Raw genomic sequence first — 14,912 nt, forward strand, 5'->3', positions numbered from 1 at the left:
CGGCCGCATCGGCCGCCCGGTCCGTCCCCTCCCGTCCGCACAGCTCTGGAGCACCCGCATGCCCGCTTCCCCTTCCCCGTCCTCCTCCTCTTCCTCCCGCAAGCCCCTGCTGATCTCCGCCGGGGTCGCCCTCGCGGCCGTCACCCTCGGCCTCGTCTCCTGGCAGGCCACCAAACCCGACGACGGCACTGCCGGCACCGCCCCGTCATCCGCGGCTTCCGCCCCGGAGGCCGGATCCGCCACGGATCCCGCCGCGCAGCTCAAGGCCCTGGCCCGCCGGGAGTCCGGCGACAAGCTCGCCACCGGCCGGGCCGACGCCCCCGTCGTCCTGATCGAGTACTCCGACTTCAAGTGCGGCTACTGCGGAAAGTTCGCCCGCGACACCGAGCCCGAGCTCGTGAAGAAGTACGTGGAGGACGGCACCCTGCGCATCGAGTGGCGCAACTTCCCGATCTTCGGCGCCGACTCCGAGGCCGCCGCCAAGGCCGCCTGGGCGGCGGGGCAGCAGGACCGCTTCGCGCAGTTCCACGCGGCCGCGTACGCCGAGGGCGCCAAGGAGAAGGGCTTCGGCGCGGAGCGGCTGACCGAACTGGCGCGGGAGGCCGGGGTCCCGGACCTGGAGCGCTTCGAGAAGGACAGGGCGGGGGAGCAGGCCGCCGCCGCTCTGGCCAAGGATCAGGAGGAGGGCTACCGCATCGGCGTGACCTCCACCCCGTCCTTCCTGATCAACGGGCAGCCCATCGCGGGAGCCCAGCCCCCGGCGGCCTTCGACGCCGCCATCGCGAAGGCCAAGGCACAGGCGCAGGCGCAGGCGGCCGCGAAGTGACCGACGCCGGATACCTGGCCGCCCTGCTCGGCGGCCTCCTCGCGCTGCTCAGCCCGTGCAGCGCGCTGCTCCTGCCCGCCTTCTTCGCGTACTCCATCGACTCCACCTCCCGGCTGCTGGCGCGCACCGGGATCTTCTACGCGGGCCTCGCGAGCACCCTCGTACCGCTCGGGGCGGCGGGTTCGTACGCCGGACGGTTCTTCCACGGCAACCGCGAGGCCCTCGTGCTGGCCGGCGGCTGGCTGATCATCGGGCTCGGCCTCGCCCAGATCCTGGGCCTGGGCTTCGCCTCGAAGCGGATCTCGGAGCTGTCGGGGAAGATCCGGCCGACCACCGCCCTGTCGGTGTACGCGCTCGGCGCCGTCTACGGGCTGGCCGGCTTCTGCGCCGGGCCCATCCTCGGCAGCATCCTCACGGTGGCGGCGGTCAGCGGCAGCCCGGTCTACGGAGGCCTGCTGCTGGCGGTGTACGCCCTGGGCATGGCCGTGCCGCTGTTCGTGCTGGCCCTGCTCTGGGAGCGCTTCGACCTGGGCCGCCGGCGCTGGCTGCGCGGCCGCGCCTTCTCGGTCGGCCGCTTCGAACTGCACACGACCTCGCTCGCCTCGGGCCTGTTCTTCGTCCTGCTCGGGACGCTGTTCCTGGCCTACGACGGGGCGAGCGCCCTGCCGGGGCTGCTGGACGTGGACGATTCCTTCGCGGTGGAGCAGCGCGTGCAGGCGGTCGCGGACGCGGTCCCGGACTGGGCGCTGCTCGGGCTGGTGGCCGTGGCGGCGGCGGGCGCGGGCCTGGTGCAGTGGCGCCGGCGGTCCCGGGCGGCGGACGCGAGTGCGAGCGCGGGTGTGGGTGTGGAAGGGGAATGACGAAGAAGGCCCCGTCCGATGGACGGGGCCTTCTTGATTCTGGTGGCTGGGGCCGGGGTCGAACCGGCGACCTATCGCTTTTCAGGCGATCGCTCGTACCAACTGAGCTACCCAGCCACGAAACCGTTTCCGGCTTCAGCGAACCTGACGGGACTTGAACCCGCGACCTCCACCTTGACAGGGTGGCGAGCTAACCAACTGCTCCACAGGTCCTTGCAATGTGCGAGCACAAGTCTCGCACACGGTAATGCGTACCCCCAACGGGATTCGAACCCGTGCTACCGCCTTGAAAGGGCGGCGTCCTGGGCCACTAGACGATGAGGGCTAAAGGCCCGCCGGGCACTTTCCAGCGCGTCGGGGACGTGAGAAGCATATGGGATCCCGGCGGCGATCGCCAAAACGGTTTCCGTGGGCGGGTCAGCGGCGGGTCGGAGGCGGGCCGACGGAGGCCCAGAGGTGGCCCGGAGAAGACCCGGGAGGTCAGCCCCAGCCCAGTTCGTGGAGCCGCTCGTCGTCGATGCCGAAGTGGTGGGCGATCTCGTGGACCACCGTCACGGCGACCTCGTGGACCACCTCGTCCGTGCTCTCGCACATCCGCAGGGTCGGCCCCATGTAGATCGAGATCCGGTCGGGCAGGACCCCGGCGTACCACTCCCCGCGCTCCGTGAGCGGGGTCCCTTCGTAGAGGCCGAGGAGTTCCGGGTCGTCGGAGGCGGGCTCGTCCTCCACGAAGACGGCCACGTTGTCCATGACCCGGGTCAGCTCCTCGGGGATCGAGTCCAGCGCTTCGGCCACCAGCTCTTCGAACGCGTCACGCGTCATCTCCAGCACGGGGCCATTCTCCCGTGCCGCGCTCCGATTGCGGCGGCTCGTTTCCGGCGGGCCGGGACCCGCCGCGCGAGAATGGCCCGGTGGTGACCTGTGAACCCGTGGCGACCTGTGAAGCGGAGTGCGGATGACCCGGCCGGCGGAAGGGGCCGAGGCCATCGACCCGGACGTCGACCTGCACGTGCCGGCGCAGCGCGCCGAACCGCAGCGCCGGGTGCTCGCGGCCGTGGCGGCGGGCGGTGCCGTGGGCGCCGCGGCGCGGTACGGGGTCGGGCTGCTGTGGCCGGCCGCGCCCGGGGCCTTCCCGTGGGGCACCTTCTGGATCAACGTGGCGGGCTGCGCGCTCATCGGCGTCCTCATGGTGCTGATCAGCGAGGGCGGCCGGTCGGCGCATCCCCTCGTACGGCCCTTCCTCGGGGTCGGGGTGCTCGGCGGGTTCACCACCTTCTCCACCTACGCCGCGGACTTCGCGCGGCTCCTCGACGCCGGTGAGGCCGGTACCGCGCTGGCGTACGCCGGGCTCACGGTGGCCGCGGCGCTGGCCGCGGTGTGGGCGGCGGCCGTGGTCACCCGGCGCGCGGTCGGCGACGGGCGGGAGCGCCGGTGAACTGGCTGATCGTCATGGTGGGCGCGGCCGTCGGGGCGCCCCTGCGGTACCTGACCGACCGCGCGGTGCAGGCGCGGCACGACTCGGTGTTCCCCTGGGGGACCTTCGTGGTGAACGCGGCCGCCTCCCTGGTGCTGGGGGCGCTGACCGGCGCGGTGCTGGACGGGGCCGCCTCCTCGCGGCTGAACCTGCTGCTCGGCACCGGGCTGTGCGGGGCGCTGAGCACCTACTCGACGTTCTCCTACGAGACGCTGCGCCTGGCCGAGCGGGGCTGGAAGTTCCTGGCGGCGGCGAACGTGACGGCCTCGGTGCTGGTCGGGCTGGGCGGGGTCACGCTCGGCCACCAGGTGGCGGGACAGCTGTTCGCCTGACGGCGCGCGGCCCGGCTCCCTCAGGGCCTGCTGGGGCGTGTCCCTGACGGGGCACAGGGAGTTGGGCACATTGACCCGCTCATCGCGGACCCTTGCCAGCGTTCCGGAGGTGCCCCGTGCGCCAGTTGTCCGCTTCCCTCGGTTCCCCTCGACCTTCCCGACCCTCCCGCCCCTCCCGCCCCTCCCGATCGCTCCGCCTCGCCGTCGCCGCGCTCGCGGTGGCGGCGACGGCGGGATGCATGAGTGTCGGGGAGGACGCCGCGAAGCCCGGGCCCTCCGCGTCGACGGGCGTCCAGGGCGGCAAGTCCGGTGGAGGCTCCTCGTCCGGGAAGGGCGCCGGTACCCAGGGCGGCGGCCACGGCTCGAAGGGCGGTACGGGGAACCAGGACGGCAAGGCCGGAGGGCCCGGGACCACCACCGGCGCGGCCGGGGCCTCCCCCAGCCCGGGCGCGCCGGCCGGGCCGCCCGGGGCCCCCTCGCCGTCGGCCGGTCCGGGCGGCGGAGCGGGCGGCCAGGGGCCCCAGCAGCCCCCGACGGGCGGTTCGGGCTCCGGGTCGGGCTCCGGCGGAGGCGGCGCCTCCGGGGGTGGCCAGCCCGCCTCCCCGAGCCCGGAACCGCCGAGCCCCGCCCCGCCGGTCTCCCCGCCGCCCGTGACGGAACCCACACCGAGTCCGGAGCCCCCGAAGCCGGATCCGACGGGCGAGCCGGGCGGGCAGCCGTAGGCCCGATACCCGTTCGGCCGCGGTGCGATCCGCCCGCCAGGGGCTGGTGGGCGGATGGTGTTTCCGCAGGTCAGAGCCTTCTTTGGGGGAGCGACTTGCCAGACCCCGGGGAGGGTGCGTATGGTTATAGATCGTTTGATCCCATTGCCCGGCGCCGACTCCGAAGAGCGCCGCGTGGCGCGTACTCTCCCCAGCCGTGGCTGACCGCATTGAGGCGGTCGATTTGCGAATTCACGGAGTTTGGGCGCGTGCCGAGACTCCGGAAGGTTTCGCATTTCGCATGTCCATTTCCAGTTCTGACCGTTCCGTCATGCCCGAGAACGACTCCAACGAGATCGTCGACGCCGAGACCCTTGCGGTCACCGAGGCCATCGAGGCCGTAGTCGCCGACGAGATCATCGAGGCCCTCGAGGCCGACGTGGCGAACCACGAGTCCGACGACTCCTTCGAGGACTCCACCGACGCGTTCGACGACGAGGCTGCGGCCGACGACGCCGACGCCGAGCCCACCCTGACCTTCGGCGACCTCGGTCTGCCGGACGGCATCGTGCGCAAGCTCGCGCAGAACGGTGTCACCGCGCCCTTCCCGATCCAGGCCGCGACCATCCCGGACGCCCTGGCCGGCAAGGACATCCTCGGCCGTGGCCGCACCGGCTCCGGCAAGACCCTCTCCTTCGGTCTGCCGACCCTGGCCTCCCTGGCCGGCGGGCACACCGAGAAGAAGAAGCCCCGCGCGATCATCCTGACGCCGACGCGTGAGCTCGCGATGCAGGTCGCGGACGCTCTCCAGCCCTACGGCGACGTGCTCGGCCTCAAGATGAAGGTCGTCTGCGGCGGTACCTCCATGAGCAACCAGATCTTCGCTCTGGAGCGCGGTGTCGACGTCCTCGTCGCCACCCCGGGCCGTCTGCGCGACATCATCAACCGTGGCGCCTGCTCCCTGGCGAACGTCCAGGTCGCGGTCCTCGACGAGGCCGACCAGATGGCTGACCTGGGCTTCCTGCCCGAGGTCACCGAGCTGCTCGACCAGATCCCCGGCGGCGGCCAGCGCATGCTCTTCTCCGCCACCATGGAGAACGAGATCGGCACCCTGGTCAAGCGCTACCTGACCAACCCCGTCACGCACGAGGTCGACAGCGCGCAGGGCAACGTCACGACCATGACGCACCACGTCCTCGTCGTGAAGCCGAAGGACAAGGCGCCGGTCACGGCCGCCATCGCCGCCCGCAAGGGCCGCACCATCATCTTCGTCCGCACCCAGCTGGGCGCCGACCGCATCGCCGAGCAGCTCATCGAGTCCGGCGTGAAGGCCGACGCGCTGCACGGCGGCATGACGCAGGGTGCCCGTACCCGCGTCCTCGCCGACTTCAAGGACGGCTACGTCAACGCGCTCGTCGCCACCGACGTCGCCGCCCGCGGCATCCACGTCGACGGCATCGACCTGGTCCTGAACGTGGACCCGGCCGGCGACCACAAGGACTACCTGCACCGCTCGGGCCGTACCGCCCGCGCCGGCAAGTCGGGCGTGGTCGTCTCCCTCGCCCTGCCGCACCAGCGCCGCCAGATCTTCCGCCTGATGGAGGACGCGGGCGTCGACGCCTCGCGCCACATCGTCCAGGGCGTCGGCGCCTTCGACCCCGAGGTCGCCGAGATCACCGGTGCCCGTTCGCTGACCCAGGTCCAGGCCGACTCCGCGAACAACGCCGCGAAGCAGGCCGAGCGCGAGGTCGCCGACCTCACCAAGCAGCTCGAGCGCCTGTCGCGCCGTGCCGTCGAGCTGCGCGAGGAGGCCGACCGCCTGGTCGCCCGCTCCGCGCGTGAGCGCGGCGAGGACCCGGAGGCCGCTGTCGCCGAGGTGGTCGAGGCCGCCGAGGCCGAGGTCGCGGCCGCCGTGGCCGAGCCGGTCGCGGAGGAGCGCCCCGCGTTCCAGAGCCGTGACGACCGTGGCAACTACGAGCGCCGTGACAACCGTCGCGACGACCGTGGCGGCGACCGTGGCGGCTTCCGCCGTGACGACCGCGGCGACCGCGGTGGCGACCGTGGCGGCTTCCGCTCCGGTGGCGACCGTCCGACCGGTGGTGGCTTCCGTCGTGACGACCGCCCCTCGGGTGGTTTCAACCGTGACGACCGTGGTGGCGACCGTGGCGGCTTCCGCCGCGACGACCGTCCGTCCGGTGGCTTCCGCTCCGGTGGCGACCGTCCCACCGGTGGTGGCTTCCGCTCCGGTGGCGACCGTCCCGCTGGTGGTGGCTTCCGTCGTGACGACCGCCCCTCGGGTGGTTTCAACCGTGACGACCGTGGCGGCTTCCGCCGCGACGACCGTCCGTCCGGTGGCTTCCGCTCCGGTGGCGACCGTCCCACCGGTGGCGGCTTCCGCTCGGGCGGCGACCGTCCGGCCGGCGGTGGCTTCCGCTCCGGTGGCGACCGTCCGACCGGTGGTGGCTTCCGTCGTGACGACCGCCCCTCGGGTGGTTTCAACCGTGACGACCGCGGTGGCGACCGTGGCGGCTTCCGCCGCGACGACCGTCCCACCGGTGGTGGCTTCCGCTCCGGCGGCGACCGTCCGGCCGGCGGCGGCTTCCGCTCCGGCGGCGACCGCCCCACCGGCTCGACCGGCGGCTCCTCCTTCGGCGGCCGTCGCGACGACAAGCCGCGCTGGAAGCGCAACGACTAATCGCAGCCAGTGAACTGACTGCTTGACACAGGGCCCCGACGACACCGGTCGTCGGGGCCCTGTGGCGTTGTTGCTAGGCTCCGCGGACTTTGCGGTGGGGGGCACGGCGAACGTGGTGCGCGGAGGGCTCCCCCGCTCTTTTCTGGGGGACGATCTGTGAAACGCTCACGTGTGCTGGGCGCCGCTGCGCTCGCTCTGGCGGTGGGGTTCGGGGTGGTGGGCGTCGTACCGGCCGCGGCGGGTCCCGCGGCCCCCGGCGAGCTGACGATCGCTCCGCCACCGCACGAGGAGCCGGCGAGCCGGCCGCTCCTCTCCGCGGGTACGGGCCTGCTGACAGTCGGCGCCGACGGCGCGAGGTTCTGGCAGAGCCGTCAGGACGGCCGTGTGGCACCCGTGAAGGACTGCTCCGGCGGTTCCGATGGGTGGACCGCCTATCACGCGGACTCCGTCGGCTGCGGAGCAGGGACGAGCGGAACCCTCACGATCAACGATCTGGCCACGGGCAAGACGGAGACCCTGACACTGCCGCAGGGGCGGGCCTGGACGCAGACCTTCTCCCCGACCCAGGTGCTGACGAAGGAAACGGACAAGGACGGTTGGGCCGTCCTGCACCTCCTCGGCCGGGAGAGCGAGCCGCGCAAGGATGTCGTGGTGGCGGCGCCGGAGAAGATCGGGTCCCAGCGGTTCCAGGTACGAGCCTCGGACGCCCAGGGAGCACTGGTCTCCTACTGGTCCACGGACACCACTGAGAGGGTCGCCCTGCTCGATTTCGCCACGGCCACCCTGCGGCCGATGCCTCTGCCGGCCGGCCAGACGCGTACGGACCACATCAACTTCGGGCTCGGCTCCAAGTGGATCGCCATGGAGCGCATGGGCGCGGTGGTCCTGCGTGCGCGAGCCGACCTCGGTGTGACCCGTACGGTCGCCCTCCGGTCGTTCGACACCGTGGCCGTGCAGCCCGTCGGCGACTGGCTCGTCACCCAGTTTTCGAACACACCGGACGAGGCGCTGGTGGCCCTGCCCGTCAACGGTGGTGCGAAGCGCACCCTGTTGACCCGGACTGCGGACACCCCGCTGGTACCCGGTGCCGACGGTGCGGCTCACGTCGCCGGCGGTAGCGATTCCACCCACTGGGGCATCCAGAGCGTCACCCCCGGTCCCGACGGGGTTCCGGTGGTGAAGCAGAGCCTGCGCATCACACCGAATCCCGCGGACCGCGTGGGTCTGGCCTTCGCGCAAGGGCAGCTCGCCATCAGCCAGGCCGACCCCGAGCGCGGTGTCCGGGGCCACAGCGTCTCGTTGTCGAGCCCGGCATCCGTCTCCCGGACCCCCGCTTGGCGCTGCGACGAGCCCGAGGACGAGCCGGCCTGCGGCTTCGGCGGGGTTGCCACCGGTGACGGGAGGCTCATCTCGCTGTCGTCCGAGGACAACGGCACGGCTTGCTACGGCTGCGTGGTGGTGGCCAACGTCAGGGACATGCGTGCGGGCGGTGCCGTCCGGCACGTGCGTCTGGCGAGCAAGGCGCGGATACAGCCCCTCCAAGTGGTGCAGGCCTCTGGCCGGTACGTGCTCTTCGGGGCGACCGAGAATTCCTCCCTGCGGTTCCTCGTGGCCGACATCGAGGCCGGAAAGATCCTGGACGCCAAAGCCGTGGCGCAGTCCGCGTTGTGGGGCTCCACGCTCTGGTCACCCGAGGGAGACAAGGGCGTGGTCGCCGGGACCGACCTGCGGAGCGGAAAGGTCACACAGCGGGTCGACCTGCGCTCGGGGTGCAAGCCCTTCGAGCTCAAGGTCAACGGCGACTGGTTCTACTCCACCTGTTCCGCCTACGGAGACGGCCCGGCCGTCTACCACGCCCTCACCAAGAAGCGGATCCGGCTGCCCTTCACGCCCGAGCCCTTCAAGGTGGAGCTCGGTGACGGCTACGTCGTCCAGGACGAGGGCATCACGCTGGAGATCACCAACCTGCGCTCCGGCGCGCCGGTACGGGAAAGGAACGTCGAAGGGGTCTTCCCCGACGGGTTCGGCCGCAGCTGGACGATCGACCCCTTCGGCAGCCGACTCGCCTACACGGACAGGGCCGAGACCGTCCACATCGTCGGCATCACCGGCAGGGCCTCCGCCCTGACCGCCATCGACCGGAGCATCCCGACCTCCGGCGCCTGGTCCGCGCTGTCCTCGAAGCGATGGGCGCCGCAGGTGTGGCTGTCGAAGCCGGCTGCTTCCTGGACGCTGGCCGTGACGAACAAGGCCACCGGCAAGGTGGTCCGTACCCTCACCGGCGGCGAAGTGCGCGGGCTGCTGCAGCCGATGAAGGACGGCCGGGAGACCTCCGGCGGGTTCGCCCTGCCCGACGGCGCGTATACCTGGGCGCTCAAGGTGAAGCCGGCCGACGGGCAGGGAGCCGAACTTGCGCTCTCCGGCCCGCTCAACCTGACCGGCTCCACCGGGGGCGGCGGCCTGCCGGCTCCGTGACCTCGGGCCCGCACCGACATCCCCGGGCCGGACAGCCGATTTACGATCGGCTGTCCGGCGCTCTGCGGCTATGCTCTGGGGTGAGCACGCCGAGGGCCATTAGCTCAATTGGCAGAGCAGCGGACTTTTAATCCGTTGGTTGTCGGTTCGAGTCCGACATGGCCTACAGCTCACAGCGCCCCACCCGGTCCGCCGGGTGGGGCGTTTTTGTGTCCTGAGGGAGAGTCAGGCAGGCGCGGAGGCCTAGTCGAGGGGTGGGGTCAGGGGTGCCGGAGAGGGGGGCGGAGCGCCGTCGGGCGGCCGGTTTTAGGGCTCTGACCTGCGGTGATGCCCCATGCCTGGGTGGTGCGGACGTTAATTGGCGGGGCCCTCCCCCCGGATGGCGTAGAGTTGTGTTTACCGACGCGGGGTGGAGCAGCTCGGTAGCTCGCTGGGCTCATAACCCAGAGGTCGTAGGTTCAAATCCTGCCCCCGCTACTCAGTACGAAGGCCCGGTCCCCTTTGGGGGGCCGGGCCTTCGTCGTATCCACGTGTGCCCGTCGCTTCACCCGAACGGTCGCGCCCGGGTCGCCGTACGGGCCCTCCTGCCCCCAGCCTTGGGGGGCGAGGCGGACCGGGCGGCAGGAGAGCAGCGTGGTGGGGCTGGGCCGGCAGGGCAGGGGCGAGCGCGTCTTCGGCGCGGTCGCCGGCAGCGCCGTGGTCCGCCGGATCGTCAAGATGCTCCCGGGCACCCTGATCGTCCTCGGCTTCCTCTTCGACGTGCTGACCCCGCCCAGCTTCACCGGCTCCCCCTTCTTCTCCGCCGCCCCGCTCATCGCGGCCCCGCTGTTCACGCTCCGGGCCACCGTCCTCACGGGGGTCCTGGCCACCTTCGCCGTGGTCGTGCTGCACATCTACAACGGCACCAGCTTCAAGGTGGAGGCGATGACCGAGCTGGCCACCGTCCTGACCGTCTCCGGGCTGGCCACGCTGATCAACATCGTCGTGCGGCGCGGTACCGAGCAGCTCGCCTCCGCGCGCGGGATCGCCGAGGCGGCCCAGCGCGCCGTACTGCCGACTCCCGCCGAGCGGATCGCGGGCCTCCAGGTCGCCGCCTCGTACGAGGCCGCGCAGGCGGACGCGTTCATCGGCGGCGACCTCTACGCCGTCCAGGACACCCCGTACGGGGTGCGCCTCGCGGTGGGCGACGTACGGGGGAAGGGGCTCGGGGCGGTCGAGGCGGTGGCCGTGGTCCTCGGGGCGTTCCGGGAGGCGGCCGAGGACGAGCCCACCCTGGAGGGGGTGGCGCGGAGGCTGGAGCGGGCGCTCGCCCGGGAGGGGAACCGGCGCGACAGCCTGGACGCGGTGGAGGGGTTCACCACGTGCGTGCTCGGCGAGATCCCGTCGGGCGGGGGCCTGCTGCGGCTCGTCAACCGCGGCCACCCCGAACCGCTGCTGCTGTACGCGAACGGCGGCCTCGCGGAGCTGCCCCCCTTCGAGCCGGCGCTGCCGCTGGGCATGGGGGAGCTGGGCGGCTGGCCGGACCGGGTGCAGGAGTGGCCCTTCCCGGAGGGCGCGACGCTGCTCCTGTACACGGACGGGCTGACCGAGGCCCGCGACGGGGCGGGGGCCTTCTACGATCCGGCGGCCCGGCTGCGCGGGCGGGTCTTCCCCGGGCCCGACGAGTTGCTGAGCGCGCTCGCCACCGATGTGCGCCGGCACACGGGCGGCGCGGCGACGGACGACATGGCCCTGCTGGCGGTGGCCAGACCGGGGGCTGGGCAGCCGGCCCGGCGGCGGACGGTACGGGTGGTCCCGAAGCGGGTGCTCCCGAAAGGGGACGGAGCGTGACCGAAGAGGCGCGCTCGGCAAGCAAACTGACGGACCGTCAGTGTGAAGATGTGGCGTGAGAGGTGAGGGGGAGGGGTGATTTTTGCCCGAGTTGATCCCTGAGTGTGGCGAGAAGTCCTGGCCAGAGCTGTGCGGGTAGTGGCTGATTGTCGTTAACGATCAATCGCAACTGCTTGGAATCACTCCCCTTTCTCTATTACCGTTCGATAACGCAGAGCGGTCGTCCCAGCCGTCGCAAGAGACGGCACCGTGCGCGTGCTCGCCCATGAGGAGTGTGCCCCGGTGGCCTCCAACTCGCCTGCCCCTGAAGGCATCGACGTCCAGGAGCAGCCCACCGCCGGTGCCTGGGGCGAGTGGAACCCCACCGAGGACTCGGCCCGCCCGCCCCGCGGCAAGCACCGCGTGCTCAAGCAGCGCGGGGGACTGGCCCGCTCCTCCACCGTCCTCGGCGTCGGCGTGATCGCCGCGGTCGGCGCGGGAGGCATCGCCACCGCGCAGGACCGGCCCCAGGTCGCCATATCCCTCCCCTCGCTCCCGGCCCTGCCCGACCTCCCGGAGGCCCTGGGCGGCGCGGACCGGTCCGCCGAGTCCGCCGGGGATTCAGACGCCGGCTCCGCGCGGACCGCCGAGCCGGCCCGGTCGGGGATCATCCCGCAGCAGGCCGACCGCCGCTCCGACGCGGGCGAACTGCTGCGCAGCCGCATCCTCCAGCAGGCCGAGTCCCAGCAGGAGGCCGCCGCGGCCCAGGAGCGGGCCGAGGCCGAGCGGGTGGCGCAGGAGGCCGCGGCCCAGCAGGCCCGCGATGCGCAGGCGGCCAAGGAAGCGGCGGCGGAGGCCGCCGAGAAGGCCGCCGCGGAGGAAGCGCGCCTGGCGCAGGAGGCCAAGGAGGCCGCGGAGGCCAAGGCCAAGGCGGAGCGGGCCGCCCGCTCGGCCGGAGCCTTCTTCCTGCCCACCTCGGCCTACACCCTCACCTCGCACTACGGCGACTCCGGTTCGATGTGGTCCTCCGGCCACCACACCGGCCTCGACTTCGCCGCTCCGACCGGCACCCCCGTCAAGGCGGTCGGCTCCGGCAAGATCACCTCGGCCGGCTGGTCCGGGGCGTACGGCTACCGCATCGTGCTGGAACTCCCCGACGGCACCGAGGTCTGGTACTGCCACCTGTCCTCGATGTCGGTGACCGGCGGCTCCGTCGCCGGGGGCGACACCATCGGCCGCGTCGGCGCGACCGGCAACGTCACCGGCCCCCACCTCCACCTCGAAGTCCGCCAGGGCGGCGTCACGGTGGACCCGCTGTCATGGCTGACGGCGCGGGGTCTGAACGTCTAGGACCCGGTACGAGGCCCAGCGCGGGCCCCTTGAAGGGCCCGTCGAGCGGCCGGTCGAGCGGCCCGTCGAGCGAGCCGAACGAGCTGAGTGAGCCGAGCGCCCCGATCGGGCCCAGGGGGTCGAAGCAGGGCGGCAGGAGCTCCTCCAGCACCGCGGCCCGGGACAGCGCCGGGCCCGCCGTCGCGCGGCGCAGCCACAGTCGGCGCAGCAGCTCCCGCTCCCGCCCCGCGAAGTCCGGCTCCCGGTCCGGGCCGCCGCTGCGCGCCCGGTGACGTAGCAGAGCCAGCGCCGCGGCATCGGCCTCGTACAGGGCGACCGCCCGTCCCGCCGGCCGGCCCCCGGTGCTCCGGGCGAGCGCGCGGGCCAGGGAGCGCGCGGGCATCGACGCCAGTGCGGGCACCTCGGCCGGGCCCAGCCAGCCGGCGGCCGCGTACACGGCGAGTTCCCCGGCGACGGCCCGCAGTCGGCGGCGCCGTATCCACACGGCCAGCCAGACCAGCAGCCCGAACACCGGGACCATCACGCAGCCGTAGACCACGTAGAACCCGGACTCGCCCAGGTCCGAGGAGCTGTTCCACAGCGCGTGCAGCCCCATGGCCGAGGCGAGGCCGAGCAGCGGCAGGCCGATCCTGCGCGTCCGGCGCACGGCGAGCGCGGCGGCACCGAAGCCGAGGCCGGTGGCCACGGTGAACAGCGGATGGGCGAAGGGGGACATGACGCCCCGGACGAAGAACGTCGCAGCCGTCACGGAGTTCAGCACCCCGGTGCCGTTCTCGACGTCCTCGTCGAAGGCGTTGCCGAGGTAGAGGATGTTCTCGGTGAAGGCGAAGCCGGTGGCGGTGAAACCGGCCATCACGAAACCGTCGGCGGGACCGCTGAACCGGCGTCTCCTGAACAGGAACACCAGCAGCAGGGCGGCCGCCTTGGCGCTCTCCTCGACCACCGGGGCGATCGCCACCGAGCCGAGCTGGTCGCCGTAGGAGGGGTCGGCGGTGGCCGCGGCTATCCACTGGGTCGCGAAACTGTTGGCCAGTATGGCGATCAGCGCCGCGGCGCACGCCCCCCAGCCGAAGCAGAACGCCACCTGCGCCCACGAGTGGGGCGCGGCCCGCCCCACCCAGCGGAACGCCGCGACGAGCGGTGCGACCGGCAGCAGGGCCAGGCCCAGACCGACGAAGAACCCGGGCGTACCGGTCTGTTCGCGTACGAGTTCCAGGATCGCGATGCCGCAGAGGCCGAGCAGCACGACGAGTGCGTACGTGCGCACGGCGCCGGCGGTACGCGGCACGCGGTGCAGCAGTCTGGGCGGCCGGGTCGCTCGGGGCACGTGATGACTCTACCGAGCGGACCCGACACGCGGAGTGATGTCCTCAGTTCTGGGCGTTACCCGTGCGCCGGAACAGCAGATCGTGTACGACGTGCCCCTTGTCGAGGCCCTGCCCCTCGAAGCGGGTGAGCGGCCGGAAGTCGGGGCGCGGCGCGTAGCCGCCGTCGGCCTGGGTGTTCTCGAACTCCGGCTGGGCCGTCAGCACTTCGAGCATCTGCTCGGCGTACGGCTCCCAGTCGGTCGCGCAGTGCAGGATCGCCCCGGGCGCCATGCGGGTGGCGGCCAGCGCGAGGAACTCGGGCTGGATCAGGCGCCGCTTGTGGTGGCGGGCCTTGGGCCAGGGGTCCGGGAAGTACACGCGGAGTCCGGCGAGGGAGTCCGGGGGCAGCATCTCGCGGAGCAGGATGATGGCATCGCCGTTGGCGACGCGGATGTTGGTCATCCCGCCCCGCTCGGCGAGGGCCAGCAGATTCCCCTGCCCGGGGGTGTGCACGTCGGCGGCCAGGATCCCGGTGCCCGGGTCGGCGGCGGCCATCTGCGCGGTGGCCTCGCCCATGCCGAAGCCGATCTCCAGGACGACGGGGAGCCCGTCGAACATCTTCTTGAGATCGATCACCTCGTGCCCGTCGATGTCGAGCCCCCAGGTCCCCCAGAGCCGCTTCAGGGCCTCGCCCTGCCCGGTGGTCACCCGGCTGCGACGGGGCTGGAAGCTCCGGATCCGCCGCTCGTGGTGCGAACCCGCCGGATCGGGCGCGGGCCCGTCGGGGAACCGCGGCTCGGTGCGCCACTTCGGGGGCACGTAGGTGGAGGTCGCCTCCGGCGCGGGCTCGGCGGCGGGATTCTGGGGACTCAGAGACTCAGACACAATCCCCGGATTCTACTTCTTTCCAGCCGTCCGGCGTTTGAGGACCGGGGTCTGGGGCGGAGCCCCAGGAAGGGTCCGGGCGCAGCCCGGGGAACGGGCGAAGGGCGGGCAGGGGACTTTGCCCCGCGCAGCGGCAAGGGTCGCTGCGGGGACTCCGCCCCGCGCAGCGGCGATCCGGGCCGCAGCCGACACGACCCG

At 72.5% G+C, this 14,912-nt stretch carries 12 protein-coding genes and 5 tRNA genes; 11 read left to right on the plus strand and 6 right to left on the minus strand.

What is annotated here, in order from left to right; genetic code table 11:
- Positions 1-58 precede the first annotated feature (58 nt).
- Positions 59-826, plus strand: coding sequence for a DsbA family protein (locus OG898_RS13130; protein ID WP_266956909.1), 768 nt, complete (start codon positions 59-61; stop codon positions 824-826).
- Entirely contained in the window at positions 823-1,686 is an 864-nt protein-coding gene (locus OG898_RS13135; RefSeq protein WP_266956911.1) for a cytochrome c biogenesis CcdA family protein, read from the plus strand. The genes OG898_RS13130 and OG898_RS13135 overlap by 4 nt, the downstream gene beginning before the upstream one ends.
- Positions 1,687-1,726: 40 nt before the next feature.
- Here OG898_RS13135 and OG898_RS13140 read toward each other — a convergent pair.
- The 4 genes from OG898_RS13140 to OG898_RS13155 all read right to left on the minus strand — a co-directional run bounded on the left by OG898_RS13140 (position 1,727) and on the right by OG898_RS13155 (position 2,517).
- Positions 1,727-1,803 (minus strand) — tRNA-Phe (locus OG898_RS13140).
- A 22-nt stretch (positions 1,804-1,825) separates the two neighbouring features.
- Positions 1,826-1,899: transfer RNA gene (locus OG898_RS13145), tRNA-Asp, on the minus strand.
- A 39-nt stretch (positions 1,900-1,938) separates the two neighbouring features.
- Positions 1,939-2,011 (minus strand) — tRNA-Glu (locus OG898_RS13150).
- A 155-nt stretch (positions 2,012-2,166) separates the two neighbouring features.
- Positions 2,167-2,517 (minus strand): metallopeptidase family protein, encoded by a 351-nt coding sequence (locus OG898_RS13155; RefSeq protein WP_250751922.1) that lies wholly within the window; start codon positions 2,515-2,517, stop codon positions 2,167-2,169.
- 124 nt (positions 2,518-2,641) lie between these two features.
- Between OG898_RS13155 and OG898_RS13160 the strand changes: the two genes are divergently transcribed.
- The 9 genes from OG898_RS13160 to OG898_RS13200 all read left to right on the plus strand — a co-directional run bounded on the left by OG898_RS13160 (position 2,642) and on the right by OG898_RS13200 (position 12,522).
- Positions 2,642-3,121, plus strand: coding sequence for a CrcB family protein (locus tag OG898_RS13160; protein ID WP_250751920.1), 480 nt, complete (start codon positions 2,642-2,644; stop codon positions 3,119-3,121).
- The gene (locus tag OG898_RS13165; protein WP_250751918.1) at positions 3,118-3,492 is read left to right on the plus strand and encodes a CrcB family protein; all 375 of its coding nucleotides are present in this window, start codon (positions 3,118-3,120) and stop codon (positions 3,490-3,492) included. Before OG898_RS13160 ends, OG898_RS13165 begins: the two co-directional genes overlap by 4 nt.
- 239 nt (positions 3,493-3,731) lie before the next feature.
- Positions 3,732-4,214, plus strand: coding sequence for a hypothetical protein (locus OG898_RS13170; RefSeq protein WP_266956914.1), 483 nt, complete (start codon positions 3,732-3,734; stop codon positions 4,212-4,214).
- A 280-nt stretch (positions 4,215-4,494) separates the two neighbouring features.
- Positions 4,495-6,888, plus strand: coding sequence for a DEAD/DEAH box helicase (locus tag OG898_RS13175; RefSeq protein ID WP_266956916.1), 2,394 nt, complete (start codon positions 4,495-4,497; stop codon positions 6,886-6,888).
- A gap of 156 nt (positions 6,889-7,044) precedes the next feature.
- Positions 7,045-9,363: a hypothetical protein gene (locus OG898_RS13180; RefSeq protein ID WP_266956918.1), complete on the plus strand. Its 2,319-nt coding sequence runs from the start codon at positions 7,045-7,047 to the stop codon at positions 9,361-9,363.
- A 93-nt stretch (positions 9,364-9,456) separates the two neighbouring features.
- Positions 9,457-9,529: transfer RNA gene (locus OG898_RS13185), tRNA-Lys, on the plus strand.
- Positions 9,530-9,766: 237 nt separating this feature from the next.
- Positions 9,767-9,840 (plus strand) — tRNA-Met (locus OG898_RS13190).
- A 240-nt stretch (positions 9,841-10,080) separates the two neighbouring features.
- A complete protein-coding gene (locus OG898_RS13195) occupies positions 10,081-11,193 on the plus strand; it encodes a PP2C family protein-serine/threonine phosphatase (protein WP_266960218.1) in 1,113 nt (370 codons plus the stop codon).
- A 312-nt stretch (positions 11,194-11,505) separates the two neighbouring features.
- Positions 11,506-12,522, plus strand: coding sequence for a M23 family metallopeptidase (locus OG898_RS13200; RefSeq protein ID WP_266960220.1), 1,017 nt, complete (start codon positions 11,506-11,508; stop codon positions 12,520-12,522).
- Here OG898_RS13200 and OG898_RS13205 read toward each other — a convergent pair.
- Both OG898_RS13205 and trmB read right to left on the minus strand, forming a co-directional pair.
- Positions 12,473-13,789: a PrsW family intramembrane metalloprotease gene (locus tag OG898_RS13205; RefSeq protein WP_266960222.1), complete on the minus strand. Its 1,317-nt coding sequence runs from the start codon at positions 13,787-13,789 to the stop codon at positions 12,473-12,475. The two genes, OG898_RS13200 and OG898_RS13205, sit on opposite strands and share 50 nt — an antisense overlap.
- Before the next feature lie 103 nt (positions 13,790-13,892).
- Positions 13,893-14,714 (minus strand): tRNA (guanosine(46)-N7)-methyltransferase TrmB, encoded by an 822-nt coding sequence (gene trmB, locus OG898_RS13210; protein ID WP_266956920.1) that lies wholly within the window; start codon positions 14,712-14,714, stop codon positions 13,893-13,895.
- Positions 14,715-14,912 lie beyond the last annotated feature (198 nt).

This window comes from Streptomyces sp. NBC_00193 (assembly GCF_026342735.1).
Taxonomy (GTDB): domain Bacteria; phylum Actinomycetota; class Actinomycetes; order Streptomycetales; family Streptomycetaceae; genus Streptomyces; species Streptomyces stoeckheimensis.

Coding starts and splice junctions, on each gene's coding strand:
- OG898_RS13130 (WP_266956909.1), top strand. CDS start 59: ATGCCCGCTTCCCCTTCCCCGTCCTCCTCCTCTTCCTCCCGCAAGCCC.
- OG898_RS13160 (WP_250751920.1), top strand. CDS start 2,642: ATGACCCGGCCGGCGGAAGGGGCCGAGGCCATCGACCCGGACGTCGAC.
- OG898_RS13170 (WP_266956914.1), top strand. CDS start 3,732: ATGAGTGTCGGGGAGGACGCCGCGAAGCCCGGGCCCTCCGCGTCGACG.
- OG898_RS13175 (WP_266956916.1), top strand. CDS start 4,495: ATGTCCATTTCCAGTTCTGACCGTTCCGTCATGCCCGAGAACGACTCC.
- OG898_RS13195 (WP_266960218.1), top strand. CDS start 10,081: ATGCTCCCGGGCACCCTGATCGTCCTCGGCTTCCTCTTCGACGTGCTG.